Origin of the sequence: Cohnella sp. GCM10020058, assembly GCF_042683485.1 — a bacterium.
Classification (GTDB): Bacteria; Bacillota; Bacilli; order Paenibacillales; family Paenibacillaceae; genus Cohnella.
Window position 1 is genome coordinate 107588 of the sequence record NZ_JBHUJV010000010.1, and the last position, 20431, is coordinate 128018.

The window sequence follows — 20431 nt, forward strand, 5'->3', positions numbered from 1 at the left end:
AATAAAGTCTGTGCTCAAAACAATCGAGTCGCAGGCTTTATCCATCTTCAGATGTTCGACATCCATATTCTTCGTGCAATGAATTACAGAAAAGCCTGTAGAAGTGTTCATTTTACGCCAATTAATGCGCTACGTTATTTAGTCCAATGGCAGTAAGATGGGGTCGAGGGGACATGAGCCCCTAAGTCGGGAGGCTGGCATGATGGAATCGCTAAATATTGTTTTTTCAGACAAACAGCAAGTCGAAGTCAAGAAGAAACAAATCGATTCGACGCTCGGAGCCCATGAATTGCTATGCAGGTCAGTCTACTCTCTTATAAGTACGGGAACGGAGCTGCAATGCTTGCGAGGCGTATTCGATAAGGATACGAATTGGGCGGATTGGGTTCAATATCCTTTTAGCCCCGGGTATAGCATGGTCGCGGAAGTGATCGAGGTCGGATCCGATGTTCAAGCCTTTCGCAAAGGCGATCGCGTGTTCGCGGAGGTTCCGCACAGGCAATATCACAAGATCGAAGAGTCGCACGCAATCCTTTTGCCTAAAGAAATCAGTAACGAACAAGGCGTATGGATCAATCTAGCCAAAACAACGCAGTTGGGCGCCAGAAGAGCGGAATTGAAGCTTGGAGAATCGGTAGGAATAATCGGTCTCGGGTTGTTGGGTCAGCTTGTGACGAGATACATGTATTTGTCCGGGGCGAAGACCATCTACGCGATCGATCCTGCGGCGGATCGTCTGCGATTCGTGCCGCCATATCCCGGCATTCGCCCGTTGCATATGGACGCCTTATCGGCACGGGAAGAGATCGGAAAGGCTACGAATGGCGAGATGCTCGACGTCGTGTTCGACGTTACCGGCTTTCCGACCGTTCTCGCGCAAGCGACCCGGCTGGTGAAGCCTATGGGAAGAATTATTTTGTTGGGAGATACTGCGACGCCTTCCCTGCAGGAAATGGGACGAAACGTCGTATCCGACTCTTTATCCATTCAGGGCATTCATGCCGGCATGGACTACAAGTCCTGGAATCATCCCAAGATGGCGGAGCTATTCTTAACCTTTGCCGGCCAGGGACGAATGGACACATCGAATCTCGTTACGCATCGCTACTCTCCATTAGACGCGGTTCAAGCGTACGAATCGTTAACCGCCAACCGAACCGCCGCGATGGGCGTACTCTTCGACTGGACTCAGTTGAGTGCGTCTTCGTGAACGAAGTCCGTATATCCGCCATGCACTATCCATATATCCGTGATATCGGAACGACGCTGACAGAGCCGGGATGGATTCATCCTAATCGCGTAGCGGATTATAATGTGCTGATCTATTGTATTCAAGGACAATTGCAAGTCTTCGAAGCAGATACGGAATACCTGCTGAGGGATAACCAAATCCTCTTTCTAAAGAGAGGTAAGCATCATTGGGGTGGGGAAGGAACGATGCCCGGCACGTCTACGGTATGGGTTCATTTCTACGACTCTTGCGGGGGGGCCGAATCGCGGGAGCAGGGGGACGCTCCGCGGCCGCTGCCGAAGATGCCTGCTCCAGGCATCCTGACGCCAGGAGACTATGATTTTACAATCCTGCTGCCCAAGACGATCAGGGTCGGCGGTATGCCGCAGTCGATGAAGCGGTTAACCGAGATCAATGCGCTGAACTATGCTCCTCAATCGTTGAAGCACCTTTATTTGAGCATGGAACTAATGGCTTTGCTGCTTGGATTGCATCGTGATTCCCAGCCTGGAAATCCGCGTAATAAGTCGGAGGCACTCGCACAGAAGCTTGCTGTTTTCTTGGAAGCACACTGCGGGGAGAAGTTGGATACGGAACGAATTCAAGCACATTTCCAACATAATTACCGGTATTTGACGACCTTGTTCAAGGCCAAATACGGCATGGCCCTATCCAAGTACCACGAGAGACTGCGGATTCAAAAGGCGGCCGAATTATTGAAAAAAACCTCGATGAACATCACCGAGGTCAGCTATGAGGTTCAATTCGAAAGTCCCTATTATTTCAGTCGCGTATTCAAGAAGGTAATGGGAGAGTCGCCTTCCGAATATCTCAGGAACGTTTACAGGATGAACAACGAGCTTGATCGCCATCTGCATTGACTCGCCTGCGGCGAGTCTGTGTGGAAGGAGGTTTGCGTTATTGTTGGACGAACGATGGGATCGCGACTTCCTGTCCGCCTTTCATGGCGGATTCGTGGGCGCAAATGCCAGCAGCCGTCCAATCGGCAGCGGTCACCGCATCGATAGCCGGCGTTCGTCCCTCGACGATGCTGCGCACGAATTCATGCACAAGATGCGGATGGGAGCCGTGATGGCCGTTGCCTTGCAGCACGGATTGATGGGGATCGTCCGGGTTGAGATCGATTTGGTCCGTAATGTAGCGCGCCAACTCGGGCGGCAGCAGATCGGGTCTCGCGGCGGGCCGAATCCGTTCGGCGGACATGGATCGCCCGCGGTTCTCCTCCAGAGGTCCCATGCGGAACAGGACTTGATCTTCGTCCTCCATATGCCATTCCATGGATGATCGTTCGCCGTAAATATTGAAGCTCTCCATATAGCTTCTGGCAGTATGGAATAAGGTGCGCGTCACTTCCGCGCTGAGATTGGGCTTGTCAAGCTGGAAGATGGCCGTTTCGACAGGGAACGGATTCCCGTATTGCTGCTGCAGTTCATCTCTCATGACGCCCGAACCGAAGCAATGGACCTTCGTCGCTCGAGCGCCGGCAATGGAAAGAAGCGGAGCGACCGCATGTGTCGCGTAATGCATCGGCGGAAGGCCCTTCCAGTAGACCGGCCAATTCTCCATATCCTGATAATGGGCTCCTCGCAGAAATTGCAGACGGCCGAATTCGCCTTGCTCCAGCAGTCGTTTGGCATGGAGAAACGGATAAGTATAGACGGCCGTTTCCATCATCATATAGTTTTTGCCGCTTTCCTGCTGCGCCTGGACGATGGCATGCAGTTCTTCGATGGTTGTGGCGGCCGGAACCGTGCAAGCGCAGTGCTTGCCGGAACGAAGAACCTCGACTGCTTGTTTGGCGTGCTGGGGAATAGGGGTGACCAGATGAACGGCATCATAGTCGTCGGACCTGAGGATCTCCTTCAAGTCGGTATGTCTCCGTTCAAATCCGAATTTATCTCCGTATTGGTTTAACAATTCCGCGTCGGGATCACAGATTCCAACATACTCCACATCGGGATGGGCATGATAGATCGGCGCGAATGCGCCGCCAAACCGCAATCCAACGACGGCAACGCGAATTTTCTTGTTTGGTTCGGACATCGGGTTATACTCCTTTGCGTGATAAGTGCCTTTCACCTTTCACTATTCATTATGAAAATACAGGCAGGACAATTGAATACACATTCGATTAGAAAACCTGTACTTTGATCAGGTTTTCGCCCATGCGCTTCTATTGCTGACAGTAATGCGTATAGGTTACGACTTTTGATAGCTGCGGCGGAAGGCGCCGGGTGTGAGCCGTTCCATCTTCTTGAAGACCGTTCCATAATAGCTGGCAGATTCGAAGCCGACTTGATGAGCAATATGCTGCATCCCAAGCTGCACATTGTCGAGCAGCAGTTCCTTGCTCTTATTGATCCTTACCTGATTGACATAGCTGATGGGACGAATGCCCGTCGTGTTCTTGAACAAATGGCAAAAGTATTCCGGTGTGACGCACAACAGTCCGGCGAGCGTCTGCAAAGTAATCTCTTCGGCATAATGCTCGTCGATATAGTCCAGGACTGGCTTTAACCGCTCATACTGTTGTCCGACCGTATCGCTGCCCTCGACAGAGACGCGCTGAATAATCTCTGTCAACAAAGTATAGAGGATAGCGGAGCAGGCGTAATTGCTTAACGTTCGCTCTTGCGGCGTAAGGGCTGCTTGCAGCAGTTCTTGCATTCGGGCTTGCAGGTATTCGGGCGATGCGAGCGTGAATACGCATGTTTCTGCAATGCCGACTGTCTCAAACAAGCTCGCTGACCCGCTGCCATCGAAGATGACCCAGTCGACTTCCCAACTCCCCGATAAAGCATAGTATTCATGCTTTTGGCCGGGGAAAAGCAACATGCCCATGCCTTGCTTGACGATATGTTCCGATTCGCCCAGCTTGAGCTTGCCCTCTCCGCTGCGGCATTGAATCCACTGATAATCCTGAATGCCCATGTCTCGGCGGATGTGCTCCTGTTCATGATGCAGACCAATGCCAAGCAAATAAAAAGGGAGCAGCTTGTCTCGGCCGGATAGGACCGGAAAAGCGCGGTTGGGATGAGGCATTCGTCCAACTCTCCAGTTATCTTAATATCGTTATATCTTCTTAATTATTTAAGATATTCACTGTAATTACTATAGCATATAATCGCAATATATTGATGGATAATGGAGGGACGGAAGATGGCGATCAAGATCGGAATCGATTATTATCCAGAGCAATGGACGCCTGACCTATGGGAGAAGGATGCAGCGCTTATGCAAGAGACCGGTGTTGCTCTTGTGCGAATGGCGGAGTTTGCATGGAGTCGAATGGAGCCGACCGAGGGGGATTACCGCTTTGAATGGTTGGATGCGGCGATAGAAGTTTTCGCCGCGCGTGGCATGGAGATCGTGTTATGCACACCTACCAATACGCCGCCGAACTGGATGACAACCCGTTATCCGGATGTACTGCCAATGGATGAGCAACGTCGAATAATCCGGCCAGGCGTGCGAGGACATCGTTGCAACAACAGCTATTCCCTGAGAATGTTGGGCTCCAAATTTATTGAAGCGATGTCACGGCGATACGCGAAGCATCCCGCCGTCATTGGATGGCAAATCGATAATGAGATGCACTACCAGGAATGTCATTGCGATACGTGCAATCGTGCGTTTGTCTCTTGGCTGCAGAAGCGTTATTCCACGCTGGAAGAGTTGAACCGGGAATGGGGCACGGTCGTCTGGGGCGGGGGGTACAGCAGTTGGGCAGAGATAACGACGCCGATAGGTACCAGCAAAATGATGAATCCTTCCTATCTTCTGGAGTACAAGCGGTTCTGCTCGGACAGCGTAGGCTATCTGCTGGGATGGCAGCTTGAAATTCTGCGCAGCAACTGTCCAGGTCAATTCGTGACGCATAACATGTGGCAATATCCGAATAGCCTGGACTATTATGAGCTTTACAAAGAGCTGGACTTCGCCTCTATCGATTATTATCCGAACGAGCTGTACCGAGATTATGGCGATCGGTTTCCGCGCAACGGAGCACTGTCGTTAGACTTGGTTCGCGGCATCAAGCGCCGCAACTTCTGGGTAATGGAGCAGCTTAGCGGCGCGCAGGGCGGCTGGATGCCGGTTCAACGCACCCCGTATCCCGGACTGATTCGAGCTCGTTCCTGGCAGACAATTGCCCGCGGCGCCGATATGGTCGTCCATTTCCGCTGGCGGAGCGCTGCCGTCGGAGCCGAACAGTTCTGGCACGGGCTTATCGACCATAGCAATGTTCCCGGACGCAGGTTCAGGGAGTTCGCGGAGCTTACTCGCGAGGTAAATCAGGTAGGAGAACGATTAGCAGGCTCGACAGTCGTTACACAGGTTGCGATTCTGCATTCGCATGATCAGCATACGGCGCTTTCCCTTCAGGCGCAGGCGGAGGGGGGAATGCATTATATAGATAACTTGTCCGCTATGCATCATGCATTTTTAAAAATGGGTGTCGGTACGGACGTAATTAACTGGACCGAGGAGCTCGATGGCTACAAGCTGGTCATTGTCCCTTCTCTCTTTCTGTTAAATGAAGAAGTCGCGCAGCGCCTGGAGCGGTTCGCAGCCGGGGGCGGCACGGTCGTCCTCACCAACCGGACAGGTGTCAAGAACATGAGAAATGTATGCGAGATGCTGCCTCTGCCAGGACTGCTGGCGGAAGCAGCGGGTGTTGTCGTTAGTGAATATGATGCAATCGGCGACAGTGAGCATCGGATTCGGAATGCGGAGGGCCAGACATTCGCAGTGAAACAATGGTGCGATCTGCTGGAACTGCGAGGAGCAGAACCAATTGCATGGTATGACAGCGACTTTTACGAAGGTGTACCGGCGGTTACGCTCAATAAGCTTGGTGAAGGGGAAGTGTATTATGTTGGTACTTGGCCGGAACCATCGTATTTTTATCGGCTATTCGAAGGCATATTGAATGAAAAGGACCTGGCGCCCGGGCTCCAACTGCCGGATGGTGTCGAGCTGTCGATTCGAACGAAGGGTGAGGAAAGCTTTCTGTTCCTGATTAATTTGACGAATGAGCAACGAGAGGTTGCGCTTGAGGTTCCCTATCGCAGCTTGTTGACGGGCGAGAGATCGGAGCAGAAGATAACCCTGCCAGCTCTGGGCGTAGATATTCTAGCTTTATAAGTTCAGCGGCCATTCAAAGGGCTGTCTCACAAGGCGGAATACCTTGAGGGACGGCTTTTTACCTCTGTCGGCAGAAGTCTCGATGGCGGCGTGTCAGCTGCTTGTTCGCTTGGCGACATGCTTTGATATATCTAATATTCACGATAGATAACCAACGTTTGTTGTATGGTTCCCTTCGGTTCAGCCCCGTAAAATAGAGCTCAGAGGGGGGAGCCTGGTGGGCAGACTTTATAAATACCGTTGGCAGTATCTCATGATTGCGCCGGCCGTGCTGCTGTTGTTTCTGTTCAACTATGTCCCGATGGCGGGCATTCAGATCGCGTTTCGGGACTTTCAGATCGGCGCTTCGATTTGGAGCAGCCCTTGGGTCGGCTTCGACAACTTTGCATTCTTGCAGGAGCCGCAGTTCCGGGTTGTCGTCGTCAACACGCTGTTTATTTCCGTATTGAAATTCATCTTCGGATTTCCGGCTCCGATCCTGCTGGCGATTCTCATCAACGAGGTCACCCATTCGGGATTCAAGCGTTTCGTGCAATCGATCAGCTACTTGCCGCACTTTTTCTCGTGGATCGTAGTGGCCTACATTCTTCAGTCGTTCTTGACGCTGGATGGCGGATTGGTCAACGACCTGATCGCCAAGGCCGGCGGCGAACCGATCTTCTTCCTGGGGTCGGAACAATGGTTCCGGCCGATGATCGTCGGAAGCGGATTGTGGAAGGAAGTAGGCTGGAATACGATTCTTTATCTGGCCGCAATCACGACGATCGACCCGCAGCTCTATGAAGCGGCGAAGGTTGAAGGGGCTGGCAAGCTGGCGCAGATTCGCCATATTACGCTGCCCAGCATCATGCCGACGATTACGATCGTTCTAATCCTCAGCATCCCAAGCTTAATTTCGGTCGGAATGGACCAGATCTATCCCCTGATGAACCCGGCGAACATGGCAGTTGCGGACGTATTGGACACTTACGTGCTCCGCAGCGGCTTGCAGCAAGGCTACTTCGGCATGGCGACCGCCGTAGGACTGCTATCATCGATCCTGGCGTTGATCCTGGTGCTCACAACGAATCAGCTATCCAGGCGAATCAACGGCGAAGGGCTGTGGTGATCGGATGAGAGTCTCGCGTATCGAAAAGGTCATCCAAGTCGTCATCGTTGCCTTGCTGTCATTGCTCTGTCTCTCGGTGCTCTATCCGTTCTTCTATATGCTGGCGATCTCGCTCAATGAAGGCGCCGATGCGGCGAAGGGCGGCGTCTATCTATGGCCGAGATCGTTCACGCTCATCAATTACGAGATCGTGCTCGGCAACGAGGTAATAAGAAATTCCTACCTCATTACGATCGGCCGAACGATCCTGGGGACAATTGCAGGACTGCTGGTCACGCTACTTGCAGCGTACGGATTGTCCTACCGGTCGCTGCCGCTGCGCAATGGATTGTTAAGCTACGTGCTCATCACGATGCTATTCAACGGCGGATTGGTACCGCTCTATATTCAACTCTTTAACTTGGGGCTGGTCAATAGCTTCTGGGTATACATCATCCCGACCATGTTCTCAGCGTGGAACATGTTCGTCATGCTGAAGTTCATCCAGGGCATCCCGGATGCGCTGATCGAGTCGGCTGAGCTGGATGGTGCAGGTCCGGTCCGAATTTTGTTCCGGATCATCGTCCCGCTGTCGAAGCCGATGCTGGCCGCGCTGGGCTTGTTCACTGCCGTCGGTCACTGGAACGATTGGTTCGCAGGAGCCTTTTTCGTCACCGATCAGTCGTTGATCCCGGTGCAGACGTTCCTGCAGCAATTGCTGCAAGCCTCCGATCTCTCGGCGGTACTAGGATCGAATTCCAACCAGGAAGCGTTGGCCAGGGGATCGCAGATGCAGAATATTACGCTTATGTCGATCAAGATGGCAGTCGTTATGGTCAGTGCATTGCCGATCTTGTGCGTCTATCCGTTCTTGCAGAAGTATTTTGTCAAAGGCGTGCTGATCGGATCGGTCAAAGGCTGATCTCCCATTCACGGGTATAAGGCAACATCATATATACCGCATCATTCGGAAAATTAGGGGAGGATACACCACGATGAAGAGGAGTAGGGCAACAAGCTTGGCGGCCGGCATGCTGACGCTGGCGCTGACGTTCACGTCGGCATGCTCGAGTTCGAGCGGCTCGCCGGATAACAACGGTACGAAAAATAGCAACGCGAGCGCTTCGGGCGAAGGCAGTAAAGCACCCGCAGGTACGCCTTTAGCTTTCGATCTATGGCTCGGCTGGACGGCGACGATCAACAATGATAGCCTTGTTCAGAAGTATTGGCGAGAGAAGGAGCCCGGCGTAGACGTGAAGCTGGAAGCGACGCAGGGCGATGCGATCACCGCATTGAACCTCCGCATGAATACGGACGGCTTTAAGGACGCCGCTGTATTCAGCCGCAGCGAGACCGTGAAGAACGCGATGAATCGCTCGGGCAAGGTCATGTCGCTGGAGCAGTACTTCGACATGCCGGATAAATATCCGAATCTGGCAGCGATCCCGAAGGTCTATCTGGATCGGATGCGCGACGCGGACGGCCATATCTGGTCGATTCCGACCTGGTTCGACCAGAATCCGGATAAGCCCTGGCCGGGCTGGGCTTCCACGACATGGCTGGTTCGCACCGACATCGTCGAGCAAGCGGGCATGACACTGAACGACTTGGCTACGCTCGAAGGCGTGGAGACGTTCCTCGCGAAGGCGGCGAAGCTGAAGGACGCTTCCGGCAAGCTGCTGAATCCGATGGGCTTCCTGATGGATCAGAACGATACGGTGGGCTACAATGACGAGAATGCGGTGCTTAGCGCATTTGGCGTCACGACGGGTTCGGCTAGCGGCGTCATTCCCGTCGAGAAGAAGAACGGCGAATTCGTCCTTCTCTACGACGACCCGCAGTATAAGGCAGCTTATCAATGGATGAACCGAATGTACCAGCAAAAAATGATCGACCCCGAGGTCGTGACGGACAAGAAGGAACGGTATAAGGAGAAGAACAAGAACGGCCGCACGGCATTGAACGTCGGCTCCTTCTGGAATGTCGATCAGACGCTATGGGAGACGCTCGACGGACCGACGGAGCCGGGATGGTATTACCAGCCGATTCCTTTCCCGAAGGTAGAAGGTGTCGAGGCGACAGGATTCAATCAAGTGGTTAACCCATATCCGGGCTATGACGTATACATCAACAAGAATACGAAAAATCTCGAAGCGATCTTGAAATTCATCGATTACACGCTTAAGCCCGTCGCAGAGCAGCAACAAGTCGTCAACGAAGGTCCCGCAGGTTTGTACTGGAATTGGGTCGACCAGCCACTGGGCAAATGGAAGTACATCGATGAAGCATACGCCGGACCGCGCAACTCGGGCGATGCTGCCCAGAAGTCGACGGTAACGCCGGAGTTGTATATGCTGTCATCGTACAATAACGACTGGTATCCGTGGTGGAACAACGAGACGACCGTCGCCGGCGCAGCGAAAAACCAAGAATTCTCCAAAGCGATCGGCGAGATGGGCGGGGTACGTACAGCGCACGCTTACGATACCGTAGCGGCTAAGCAGGGCGGTCTGTGGGAGAAATACGGACCGGAGCTTGAGAATTTGCGCAAGGAATATCGTGCCAAGCTGATCCTGGCGAAGAACGACGCGCAATTCGAAGCGTATTGGCAGTCGTTCCGTGACGCGTTGGAGAAACGTGCGCACTGGAGCGAATTGAAGAAAGAGTGGCAGGAGTCTTATCAAGCGCTTGTCGACACGAGCGGCGAATTCTAGAGCGATCGGAGCAATCCCGGGGAAGGGGTTGCTCCCTTTGCCGTTTAAACTGCGTCCACAAAATCGGAGGTGGCAGCGTTGCTGCTGAGGTTCATCGAGAGAATCACCATCAGGATCACGAGCACGCTTCATCTTCGAGGAAAAATCTTGCTGCTATTCGGCCTCATCGTGATTGTGCCGACAATCATACTCGGCATCGCCGCAGGCTATTTCGCTCTTCAGAGCGTACGAAGCAATTATATGGTCACGATTCAAGAAGCAGTACGGCAGACGGCCCAGAATATCGAATTCCGGAAGCAGGGGTACGACTTGCTGGCCGTCCGAACAGCCATGGACGGAGAGCTGGTTGCCCGTTTGTCCCGCGAATACGAAGACATGTACGACCAACTGAATACGGTCGAATACTTCGACCGGGCTTTCCTGTCTACGAGCAAGTATATGCCGGGCATCGAGGACTTTCGCATCTATCATACGAATCCGACGCTCGTGCAAGACGGCAGGCTCCTTTGGAAGCCGGAAGACCGCATGCTTGCGGGCATGTCCGAGTCGTTATGGTACAAACAGACCTTGGATTCGAAGGATTTGTCCGCCTGGATCAACGTGCCGGGCAGGTCGGAGGACATTGTTATCACACACAAAATTATTGCCGCCAGCGGTACCGGGCTGGGCATGGTCTTTCTGCAGCTCGATTACAATACCGTCTTCGGCAGCTTGACCGAGAAGCCGTTTAACGGCGCGGGAGAGCTGTATATCTTGGATGCGGAGCACCGAGTCATCGCGGCAACGGACCGAGGTCGGATCGGCAAGCCGATCGGGCCGTCGCCGATCCGCGAATTAGCGGAGGAGATATCCGGCGGAGGCGGCGCGGCGATGGACGGAAGCCAATACTATGTCCAGTCTATCGGCTCGGGCTGGAGCGTCGCTGCCGTCATCCATTTGGATCAGCTGGAACGCCAGTCGAAGTGGATCTTGTACGGGATTATCGGGTGCATTGTTTTCTTTCTGTTCTTGTCCACGTTCATGGTCATGACGGTGATGAAAAATGTCGTATGGCGCATACGCAAGCTGGGCAACCGGATGAGCGATATTGCGGAGGGAGAATTCGCCGTGTCGGTCATGAACCGGGATAAAGACGAGCTGGGCGAGCTGGAGATCTTATTCAATTCGATGTCGAGCAAGCTAGGGAAGCTCGTTGTGGATATGGCGAAGGTTAAGCTGAAGGAAAGGGAACAATCCTTTCGCGCGTTGCAGGCGCAGATCAATCCCCACTTCATCTATAACTCGCTCAGCTTGGTCAGGTGGCGCGCAATGGATCTGAACGACCAGACGCAGATTCGCACAATCGATGCGCTGACGACCTTCTACCGACTGGCGCTCGATAATGCGATTAACGTGACGCAAATCGAGAAGGAACTTCAGCATGTGCAGGCTTATCTGGAGATTCAACAGCTTCGATACCCGGAATTAGTGCGCATCGAATGGGATATCGACCCCGATGTGGCAAGATTTTATACAATCAAGCTGCTCCTTCAGCCGATCGTCGAGAACTGTTATGTGCATGGGGCGATTACGAGCAAGACGGAGGCTGTCATCCGCATCTCGGCGAGATGCATCGGACATCGCATCCGATTCCAAGTGGAGGACAACGGCGTGGGCATTCCCCCGGAGATGCAGGCAGCGCTGGAACGAGGAGAGCGGACTGGCTCAGGCAATGGCTTCGGCACAGCCAACATTCGCGAGCGGCTTCGGCTGTACTTCGGCAGCGAGAGCCTATTTGCGATCGACAGCGAGCAGGGCTTCGGGACCAGGGTAACGATTGAGATACCGGCGTGCGTGGAACGGCCGGAAATTCGAAAGGAGGGGGACGCATGATACAAGCACTCGTCGTGGATGATGAGCCGATGCAGGTTCAGGGACTGTTCCGTCATGTAGATTGGGAATTGCTTGGGTATGCCAAGCCGCTATCGGCCTTGTCCGGGGATGCGGCGCTCCGTATCATGCGCGAGCATCGGGTAGACGTTTTGATTACGGATGTATCCATGCCCGTCATGACCGGAATCGAGCTGGTCGCCCGATGCAAGGAAGCGGATCCTTCCGTTCAGGTGCTGATGATCAGCGGCTTCAATGAGTTCGAGTTCGTGCAGGAAGCGATCCATGTTGGGGCACAGGGCTACGTGCTAAAGCCGATTAAAGTGGAGGAAGTAGAAGCCAAGCTGAGCGCTTTTCGCATCGCGATCGAGAAAAGGCGTCGCATCGAGCAGGAAACGAACGAGCTGCAGGAGAAAGTATCGGATAGTCTCATTGCCGTGAAGGAGCGATTCGCCCATGACCTGATACAGGGGGCAGTAGCCGGCAGCATGATGGAATCCTGGAGCCGGTTGCTGGAATTGCCAAGCCTGACCGGCGGCATACGCATTGCGGTCTTCGGATACGATCGCTTCATGGACGGTGGTCTGGACGCCAGAGACCGGGTCATCCGCGGCGTAGGTTTTCAACAAGCAGTCAGCGTAGGCCTGTCGGATATCGCTTCCGTCATCGTAGCCAGAATCAGCGCGGACGAAGTTCTCGCCCTGCATCTGAATCCGACGCCGGAGACCCAAGCGATGATGGAGAAGCAGATTGCTTTCATCCAGCGCTTCATGGAGGAACAGTACGGTACGACCGTCACGGTCGGCATCAGTCACAAATTCGCAGAGTGGGACGAGACTTCGCTTGCCTATAAGAGAGCGAAGTTCATGATTGCGCGAGCACGATTAATCGAAGGCGGTCAACTGCTGTATGAGGATCGGTTAGACAAGACGGATTACCAAGATTATCGGGTCAGGGAGGAGTATATCCCGGAGATCGTCCGGATGCTGGCGGAGTCGGACGACGCGACCGAAGTTCTTGAATACGCTCGCAACGTGTTCGACATGCTGGTGACGCGGCACTCTTTCTCCTACATCCAAGCGTTCGGGATCGGGTTGATCAGCGAGCTCATGCGGAGGCAGAAACAAACGGATACTTCTGCGTCCGAGTGGAACGTAAATGTCATGCAGCGGTTGATCGACAGCAATCAGGCATCCTCGGTTCGCGACATGGTACTCGATTATATCGGTCGTTATGCAGCAGCCGAACGGACGGAGCAGGTGAACCAGCAGCATCATCTGATTCGCAAAATCGAGGCTTATATCGAGGAGCATCTGCACGAAAACGTGACGGTCAAGCATCTGGCGGAGCTGCATCTCATTAATGTCAGCTACTTGAGCGTCCTATTCAAAAAGGAGACGGGTAAGACGGTGTTGGAGTTCATCCAGGAGACCCGAATGAACAAAGCGATCGAACTGCTGCAGGATCCGACGATACGAATCTATGAGGTGGCTGAACGGGTAGGATTCCAGACGGCGGCGTACTTTGCCTATCTCTTTAAGAAGTTTACGGGGCGGACGCCTCAGGAATACAGAGATTACCATTGGAAATGACTATTGATGAGCGATCAGCCGCTCTCTCTTAAGGTCTCGCAAGGAGTGCGGTGAACTGCGGAATCGATTCGTCGCCATAGCCCTCCAGCATTAGGCATCTTATTTAGCCCCGCCGCCATGTATTTGGCCGCGGGGTTGTTGCTGCAGTACGACATCAAATCCTTCAATCTGCTCAAAACCGGCGTTAATTTGTTGTCTCAGATTTTGACAACCCCCCCTTCATACTGCGGCACTAGCCGAAACGATCAGAAATATAAAGCCGCCAAGCTCCTGCTAATGAAACAGCATAATTGGCGGCCTTTTTATTACAATGATCCATACCCTATTCAATTATACGTAATAACCGGATCCCATTCCGTGGAATCGTAAGAAACGCTGTTGTTCGCATTGACGATAAATAATAGGGTATCGCTCGCCGTAACCGTTGTGCTGATATTCACGCTGTAGCCTATACCGTCGTTATAGGCGATGCTTCTCCAGCCGCTGGCAGGCCAGATTTGGGTACCGTTCTTCATGATTTTTACGTTGACGCCGTCTCCGCCGGACGTATCCTGTTTCTTGACGGTTCCGGTAATCGTGATGCTGCCGGTCTGCGGCACCGTGAATTTTCTTACCGAATCGGCACCGGCATCCGGGTGCTGCCAGTTGGCGCTTACGATGCTGAACGTTCCGCTTTTGTTCCAGCGGCTGTTGGTGGCGTCCCAAGTCATGTCGGCGTACGAGCTGCCGTTCCCGTATTGATAGGCCCAGTTTTTCGAGCCCTGCGTGCTGCTATAGCCTATGGAAGCCTGGTAGCTCGTTCCCGTTACGGATGAAATGGAAACATCGTCGATGAATGCCGTATTGTCCCCTGAAGAGGCAGTTCCCGCAAACTTGACCGTATGACTGCCTGCCGTTGCCGTGAAGCTGTTGGTCGTGAACGAGGTGAAGCTGCCCGACGACGGCGAGAACGATCCGATTAAGGTCGAGTCGAAATAGACGTCAAACGACTCGGTCCCTCCGAAACTCGTCCGTTTGGCCGCTTTAAAGCCGACCGTATAGGTTCCGGCCGTGAAATTCAAAGCTTGGCTGATCTGACCGACATTTTGAATGAACGCCGTTTGCACCCCTTCCGGTGCCGAAGCGGCCCCGAAGATGCTGCCGTTGCGCTGTACGCCCGCGCCATTGGCATCGAACGTCCAGCCGTTCGTCATCGGTCCGTATTGAAGCGTTGAAGTCGAAGGCGCTTCGAATCCGGCATTCGATAAAGCGTTTGTCGCCGTACCGATAGACGTGTAGGCAATCGACGGCACCCAGCTCGTCAAATCGTTCGCATTGTTCGTATTTTGGTTAACTTCAAAGCGGATCACATCGCCAGCCGATACGGATACGTTATCCAGATTCGATTCGGCACCGAAGTCGTCGTTCCAGGCGATCGACTGGTCGCCGGATGCAGGCCAAATTCGCGTTCCGTTATTCGTAATTCTGGCTGTAACCCCGTCCCCGCCGCCGAGATCGGCTTTGAGCACCCGTCCGCGGATGCTGACCACCCCGGTCGACGGCGCTGTCCATACGCGAGCGATTTTGCAGCCGGAGCAGCTGTCGGGCGCGACGTTGAATGGCGTGACCTGCGGGATTTTTACCGAGGAAGACGGTTGCCAGCTTTTATTCGCCGAGTCGTAATAGGCCAGGTTGCTCCAGGAAGAACCGTTAAACGATTGGTAGGACCAGCCGTTGCCGCCTTGGGTGCCGTTAAAGTCTTTGGCGGAAAAATAAAGGCTGGACGACGCGTTGATGGACTTGTTGTTCGACAGCGTAAACCCGCTGAGCGAGGCGCCGCCGCTAGCCGATGCGAACGTTCTCCCCGGTTCGTAGTACAAATTGTCCCGTATGGTGCCGGTAGGCGTAGGCGACTTTGTGTCATAAACCAAGATGGAACTGACGGAAGATCCGAAATGATTGCTGCTATTATTTTGCTCGAATACATTGCCGCTGATCGTACTGTTCGTATAATAAACGCCTGAATGGATGTTGAGAACTTCGATGCCCGCTCCAGCGTTTCCTGCGATATACGAGTTGCGGATATTGACTTGATTCGTTCCCACTTCATAGTCGAACGCGGTTTGGTCGTTGCTTCCGGTCTCCGGCGTGTTTGTGACCATGCTGTTCATGATCTCGACATTGCTGACCAGGCCGAAGAAAACGGCGGCGGTTCCTTGCGAGGCATAACAAGCTGCCTCGTTGTTCAAATTCGCGTTGATGATCTTAACGTTAGAGACGTCGATCAACCCTAATGAATTGCTGCAGCTCGTGGATCGTCCCGCCCCGTCATCGTCGTGCATGTACAAGTTGTACATATGGATGTTTTGCGCCGTTTGCGGCGCCGGCCACGAACCCGGCGCACTGCCGTTTTCCCAATCGAAATTGATGGTGTTGTTGTTATGCGTCCCTTCGATGTCGTTCATCGTAATATCTTTTACCGCATATTCGTTCGACGCCATGCTGGTAAAGTGTCCGGTGAAATTAATCCCCGCCGAAAAATAAATATGATCCGCCAAGCTGCTGGCCGTATTTCCCCGGTCGATGCCCGCGTTATGATGCAAATATAAGTTCGAGAATTTCAGCCCTTGATGCGATTTGGTATCGAAATAGACGAGGATGCCATTTCCTGCATTGCCGACCTCCAGATCGCTGACTTGCCAGTACGATGGATTGACCATCCGGATTCCGCGGTCTGCTTCGTTGTTATTGCGCAAAATTTTGGGATTTGCGCCTGTACCGTAAGCACCCACCGCATTCCAGTTGCTTGACGTGCCGTTCCCGACCAGCTTCAGCTCTTGATTCCAACTGGCCCCCCTTGCCAATAAAATTTGCGTCCCCGCCGGGATGCTGGACCCGTTGCTCATATTATTGACTGGGGTAAACGAGCACCATGGCGCGCTTGTAGAAGTTCCTGCACCTGTGTCGTTGCAGCCGAAACCCGTTCGATTGTCGATATAATAGGTCGCAACATAAGTGGCAGAGCTAACCTGTATTCCTGCGCAAAATAAAACGAGGCTAAAAAAGCTCATAAAGGCGATTCTGACCCGGCGTAAAACTGAAGCATGATTGTTCATAAGTGTCGTCTCCTTTTTATGAATGCGCTTTCAATTTGTTTGCACTCCCATTATAAGCTGGCAAAGAATAAGCCAACTATTGCACAATCTCACTTCGGAATGAAACAAATCGGATTTACATCTCAAAAGATCGTTGAATTGTTTCGTTGACAAAGCTCAATTTTACATTTGTTCTCCTCCATGGGAGCATCTATAATCTAGGTGCTCTTATAATCATATTTTGACAAGGTACGACAATAAAAAGGCGCTTGAGTGGAGGAACAGGAGTGAAACGATGGCCATTGTGGAGATTCAAATCCATTTTTCCCAAGCTCGTGCTGGCCTTCTTGCTGACGTCGATTCCGATCTATTCATTAGGATGGGCAATCCTGAATGCAGGAATGAACAAAATCGGTATCGACATCGAACAATCCGCCCAATCCCACCTGCACTTTTACGGAAACGAAATCCAATCGCAAATCGATCAGATCAACATGTGGCAGCAGCAGTCTATTTTCGATAATGACTTGGAAAATTTAAGCATTATTGCGCCGCATCTGAGCGGGAATGAGATACGCCAGTCGCTCGCCAATTTGCAAGGAAAACTGGCGGTGCTGGAAAGAGCGAGCCGGATCGTTCAGGAAGTAAGCGTCTATATTCCGATGATCGACAAGACGATCACGGCCCAAAGCTTTGAGGAGCCGCCGTCGCAAGGGGAGATCGATTATTTCCGGCGCAATGCGGGCAAGCGGATCTACATATGGAACGACAAATTATATTCGAGCATAGCGGTTCCTTCTCGAGAGAATGCGCCTTTGAGCTCTCTCTTCGAAATCCAACTATCGGAATCCGATTTAAGGAGGAAATTGGCCGAGCTTGGCGAGGTTGCGCAAGGCGTTTCCCTTCTTATCGACGCGGACGGACGATGGCAAATCGGCGAAGGGCCGGCGATTGAAAAAGACGGAATTATGAATAGCGTCGCCAAAGGAAATCTGCATTGGAAGGCAAACGGACTCACCTTCTTCGCGGAAGAAATACCTGCGATGAACGCTTGGCTGATCATGCAGATTCCGGAAAAGGAGCTGCTGGGGCAAGCCTATACTTACCGGCAATGGGTGAGATATTTGGCCATCTTGACCGCGGTTCTCGTCGTTGTCTTTGCCTATTGGATCTATCGCTTGATTCACAAGCCGTTGCGCAAAATGATATCGGGTCTCCGCCAAGTGGAGAAAGGCAACCTCGAAATTCGGATCTCCAGGGAACAGGATGACGAATTCCGTTATCTTTACGAGCATTTTAATCGGATGGTCGTCCAGGTTTCGGCATTGATTCATGAGAACTACGAGCAGAAGATGCGGACCCAGCAATCAGAGCTGAAGCAGTTGCAATCGCAGATCAATCCTCATTTCCTGTATAACAGCTTCTTTATCCTGCAACGGATGGCCGAAGCAGGCAATACCGACAAAACAGCGGTGATCAGCAGATTGTTAAGTCAATATTTCCGCTATATCACCCGGAACGATTCGGATGAAGAGACGCTGGAATCGGAATTGAACCACGCGCTTGCCTACGCTGAAATTCAAATGATTCGATTTTCGGGCAAATTGCAGATTCAGGTGGACGAACTGGCCGATACGCACAAAAATGCCGTCGTGCCTCGAATGATCGTTCAGCCGATCATCGAGAACGCTTTTCAGCATGGTTTCCGGAACAAAAACAGGGACTGGAAACTGGCGATTCATTTCGGAGCGGAGGACGGAAAAGTCGTCATGTCCGTGATGGACAACGGCTTGATCGATGAAGACGAATTGACGCGTCTTCAAAGGCGCCTTGCCTTTTCCGGCAATAGCGTCGAAACGACCGCGCTGCTCAACGTACATCGAAGGCTGATATTGAAATTTCGAGGCGAAGGCGGATTAAGGTTATCGAGAAGCGAGCTTGGCGGCTTGCAGGTGGATATTCTCATTCCGCTCGGGGAGGAAACAAAAGATGATTAAACTGCTCATTGTGGATGACGAGACGTTTATCGTAGAATGGCTGGCCGAATTGTTCAGGGGGCAAGGCGGATTCGAGGTTTATGTTGCGGACAGCGCCGAAGATGCCTTGACCATTCTAGACGGCATTCGCGTCGATATCGTTCTGTCGGATATGATGATGCCCGTGATGACGGGCATCGAACTTCAGAAGCAAATTCTCGCCAGATGGCCGACATGCAAAATGATATTCCTGAGCGGATTCAGCGACTTCCGTTATATTCAGGAAGCCATGCGCGGCGGGGGCGTCGATTATATTCTGAAGACCGAGGGCGACGAAGCCATTCTGGGCGCCGTAGACAAAGCCGTCAAATCGCTGGAGCAACAATCCTCGATGGAAGAAGCGATGGAAAAAGCGAAAAGGCAGCTCCATTCCACGCTCCCCGTCATCCGCAGAGAATATGTGCAGCTGCTGCTCAAGGGGGATCCGTCGGCATGCAGGAAGCGGGCGGAGAAATTCGCGGAACTTGGCATTCGCATCGACCCGGACAAGCCGATCCTCCTTGCGCTTGGCAAAATCGATTCCTGGAATCCCGGTTATTTCGCGCGGGACCGAGCTCTGATCGTCTACGCTTTGCAGAACATCGCGGAAGAACATCTCGGCGAATCGTTTCCCATCCTGTCCGTTTCGTTGGACGGGGATACGGTGCTGTGGATGCTCCAACCCGGCGAGCGTACGACCCTTTCCACCTTGAAGCCGGCCACGTATGTCCAAGGGACGTTCGAGTTGATTCAGAAAGATTGCGAGCGATGGATCGAACATACGGTAACTTTCGCGCTCTCCGACGAAACGGTGCATTGGGAGCAGATGCCCGTCGTTTTTGAAAGACTAAAGCTCTTGTTGCAATCCGCTTACGGATCGGCAAAAGGGCAAATATGGATCGATCACGCTGCAGAAGACGGCCTATGGCGGCCGGAAGCCGACGACGACTATCGGATGAAGTCCGAATTCGGGCTATTCAAGCATCTCTCCTTGTATCTGGAGAACGGGCAGCGATATGAATACTTCCGGCAGTTGGGAGAGTTCATGAAGATATACGAGAAGCTGCCCTTGCTATCCGAAAACACGCGAATCGAAATCTATTACCGGTTAGCGACCATGCTGTTGACGGAGATCAACCACTACGGCCTGTATTTGGAGCTATCCAAAAAAATCGATCTCGGCATGCTCGCGAAATACGACCAATTCCTCGGATGGCCGGAACGTTTTGCCTGCATTGCGGAAGTCGCCAACCGCTTTTTTGAACATCGCGAATCCGTCTGGACAGGAGGCGCCGATTTGACCAAGGATATCGTTCGATACGTGGAACGCAACATTGCCGGCGATCTGTCCCTGACCAAGCTAAGCGAAGTATTCGGCTATTCGCCTAATTATTTGTCCAAAATTTTCAGGTCCGAGTTAGGCAAAGGAATCGTCGAATACGTCAATGAAGAGCGGATTGCCAAAGCGACGGACTTGCTCGGACGAGGGGAATGGACCGTGCAAGTCGTCGCTAAAGCGACGGGCTTCAATTCGGAACAATATTTTCACCGGATATTCAAAAAGGCGATGGGGTTGACGCCGAGCGAGTTCCGAGAGCGGAAATCGCCATCTTGAGAAAGGTTCGTTCCGCAGAAAAGTTTCATTCGGAAATGAGATTGTGCAATAGTTTGCGTTTCGTCTGT

General features: G+C 52.6%; 13 protein-coding genes. 10 read left to right on the forward strand and 3 right to left on the reverse strand.

The window, feature by feature from the left end:
* Positions 1-202 precede the first annotated feature (202 nt).
* Entirely contained in the window at positions 203-1210 is a 1008-nt protein-coding gene (locus ACFSR7_RS20470) for a zinc-dependent alcohol dehydrogenase (protein WP_378164804.1), read from the forward strand.
* Complete coding sequence (locus tag ACFSR7_RS20475; protein ID WP_378164805.1) at positions 1207-2112, forward strand: helix-turn-helix transcriptional regulator; 906 nt, start codon at positions 1207-1209, stop codon at positions 2110-2112. Before ACFSR7_RS20470 ends, ACFSR7_RS20475 begins: the two co-directional genes overlap by 4 nt.
* Positions 2113-2149: 37 nt before the next feature.
* On the opposite strand, the gene ACFSR7_RS20480 is transcribed toward ACFSR7_RS20475, so the two are convergent.
* Positions 2150-3295 (reverse strand): Gfo/Idh/MocA family protein, encoded by a 1146-nt coding sequence (locus ACFSR7_RS20480; protein ID WP_378164806.1) that lies wholly within the window; start codon positions 3293-3295, stop codon positions 2150-2152.
* Between the two features lie 156 nt (positions 3296-3451).
* The gene (locus ACFSR7_RS20485; RefSeq protein WP_378164807.1) at positions 3452-4294 is read right to left on the reverse strand and encodes an AraC family transcriptional regulator; all 843 of its coding nucleotides are present in this window, start codon (positions 4292-4294) and stop codon (positions 3452-3454) included.
* A gap of 117 nt (positions 4295-4411) precedes the next feature.
* On the opposite strand from ACFSR7_RS20485, the gene ACFSR7_RS20490 reads away from it, so the two are divergent.
* The 6 genes from ACFSR7_RS20490 (at position 4412) to ACFSR7_RS20515 (ending at position 13659) form a co-directional block, all read left to right on the forward strand.
* Positions 4412-6397 (forward strand): beta-galactosidase, encoded by a 1986-nt coding sequence (locus tag ACFSR7_RS20490; protein ID WP_378164809.1) that lies wholly within the window; start codon positions 4412-4414, stop codon positions 6395-6397.
* A gap of 217 nt (positions 6398-6614) precedes the next feature.
* On the forward strand, positions 6615-7505 hold the full coding sequence (locus ACFSR7_RS20495) for an ABC transporter permease (RefSeq protein ID WP_378164811.1): 891 nt from the start codon (positions 6615-6617) through the stop codon (positions 7503-7505).
* A gap of 4 nt (positions 7506-7509) precedes the next feature.
* Positions 7510-8406 (forward strand): carbohydrate ABC transporter permease, encoded by an 897-nt coding sequence (locus ACFSR7_RS20500; RefSeq protein WP_378164813.1) that lies wholly within the window; start codon positions 7510-7512, stop codon positions 8404-8406.
* Positions 8407-8479: 73 nt separating this feature from the next.
* Positions 8480-10198 (forward strand): type 2 periplasmic-binding domain-containing protein, encoded by a 1719-nt coding sequence (locus ACFSR7_RS20505; protein WP_378164815.1) that lies wholly within the window; start codon positions 8480-8482, stop codon positions 10196-10198.
* Between the two features lie 69 nt (positions 10199-10267).
* A complete protein-coding gene (locus ACFSR7_RS20510) occupies positions 10268-12070 on the forward strand; it encodes a sensor histidine kinase (RefSeq protein ID WP_378164817.1) in 1803 nt (600 codons plus the stop codon).
* The gene (locus ACFSR7_RS20515) at positions 12067-13659 is read left to right on the forward strand and encodes a response regulator transcription factor (protein WP_378164819.1); all 1593 of its coding nucleotides are present in this window, start codon (positions 12067-12069) and stop codon (positions 13657-13659) included. The genes ACFSR7_RS20510 and ACFSR7_RS20515 overlap by 4 nt, the downstream gene beginning before the upstream one ends.
* Before the next feature lie 326 nt (positions 13660-13985).
* Here the strand turns inward: ACFSR7_RS20515 and ACFSR7_RS20520 are convergent, their stop codons facing one another.
* Entirely contained in the window at positions 13986-16502 is a 2517-nt protein-coding gene (locus tag ACFSR7_RS20520; protein WP_378164821.1) for a hypothetical protein, read from the reverse strand.
* Between the two features lie 518 nt (positions 16503-17020).
* Between ACFSR7_RS20520 and ACFSR7_RS20525 the strand changes: the two genes are divergently transcribed.
* Both ACFSR7_RS20525 and ACFSR7_RS20530 read left to right on the forward strand, forming a co-directional pair.
* The gene (locus ACFSR7_RS20525) at positions 17021-18730 is read left to right on the forward strand and encodes a sensor histidine kinase (RefSeq protein ID WP_378164823.1); all 1710 of its coding nucleotides are present in this window, start codon (positions 17021-17023) and stop codon (positions 18728-18730) included.
* Entirely contained in the window at positions 18723-20363 is a 1641-nt protein-coding gene (locus ACFSR7_RS20530; RefSeq protein WP_378164825.1) for a response regulator, read from the forward strand. Before ACFSR7_RS20525 ends, ACFSR7_RS20530 begins: the two co-directional genes overlap by 8 nt.
* Positions 20364-20431 lie beyond the last annotated feature (68 nt).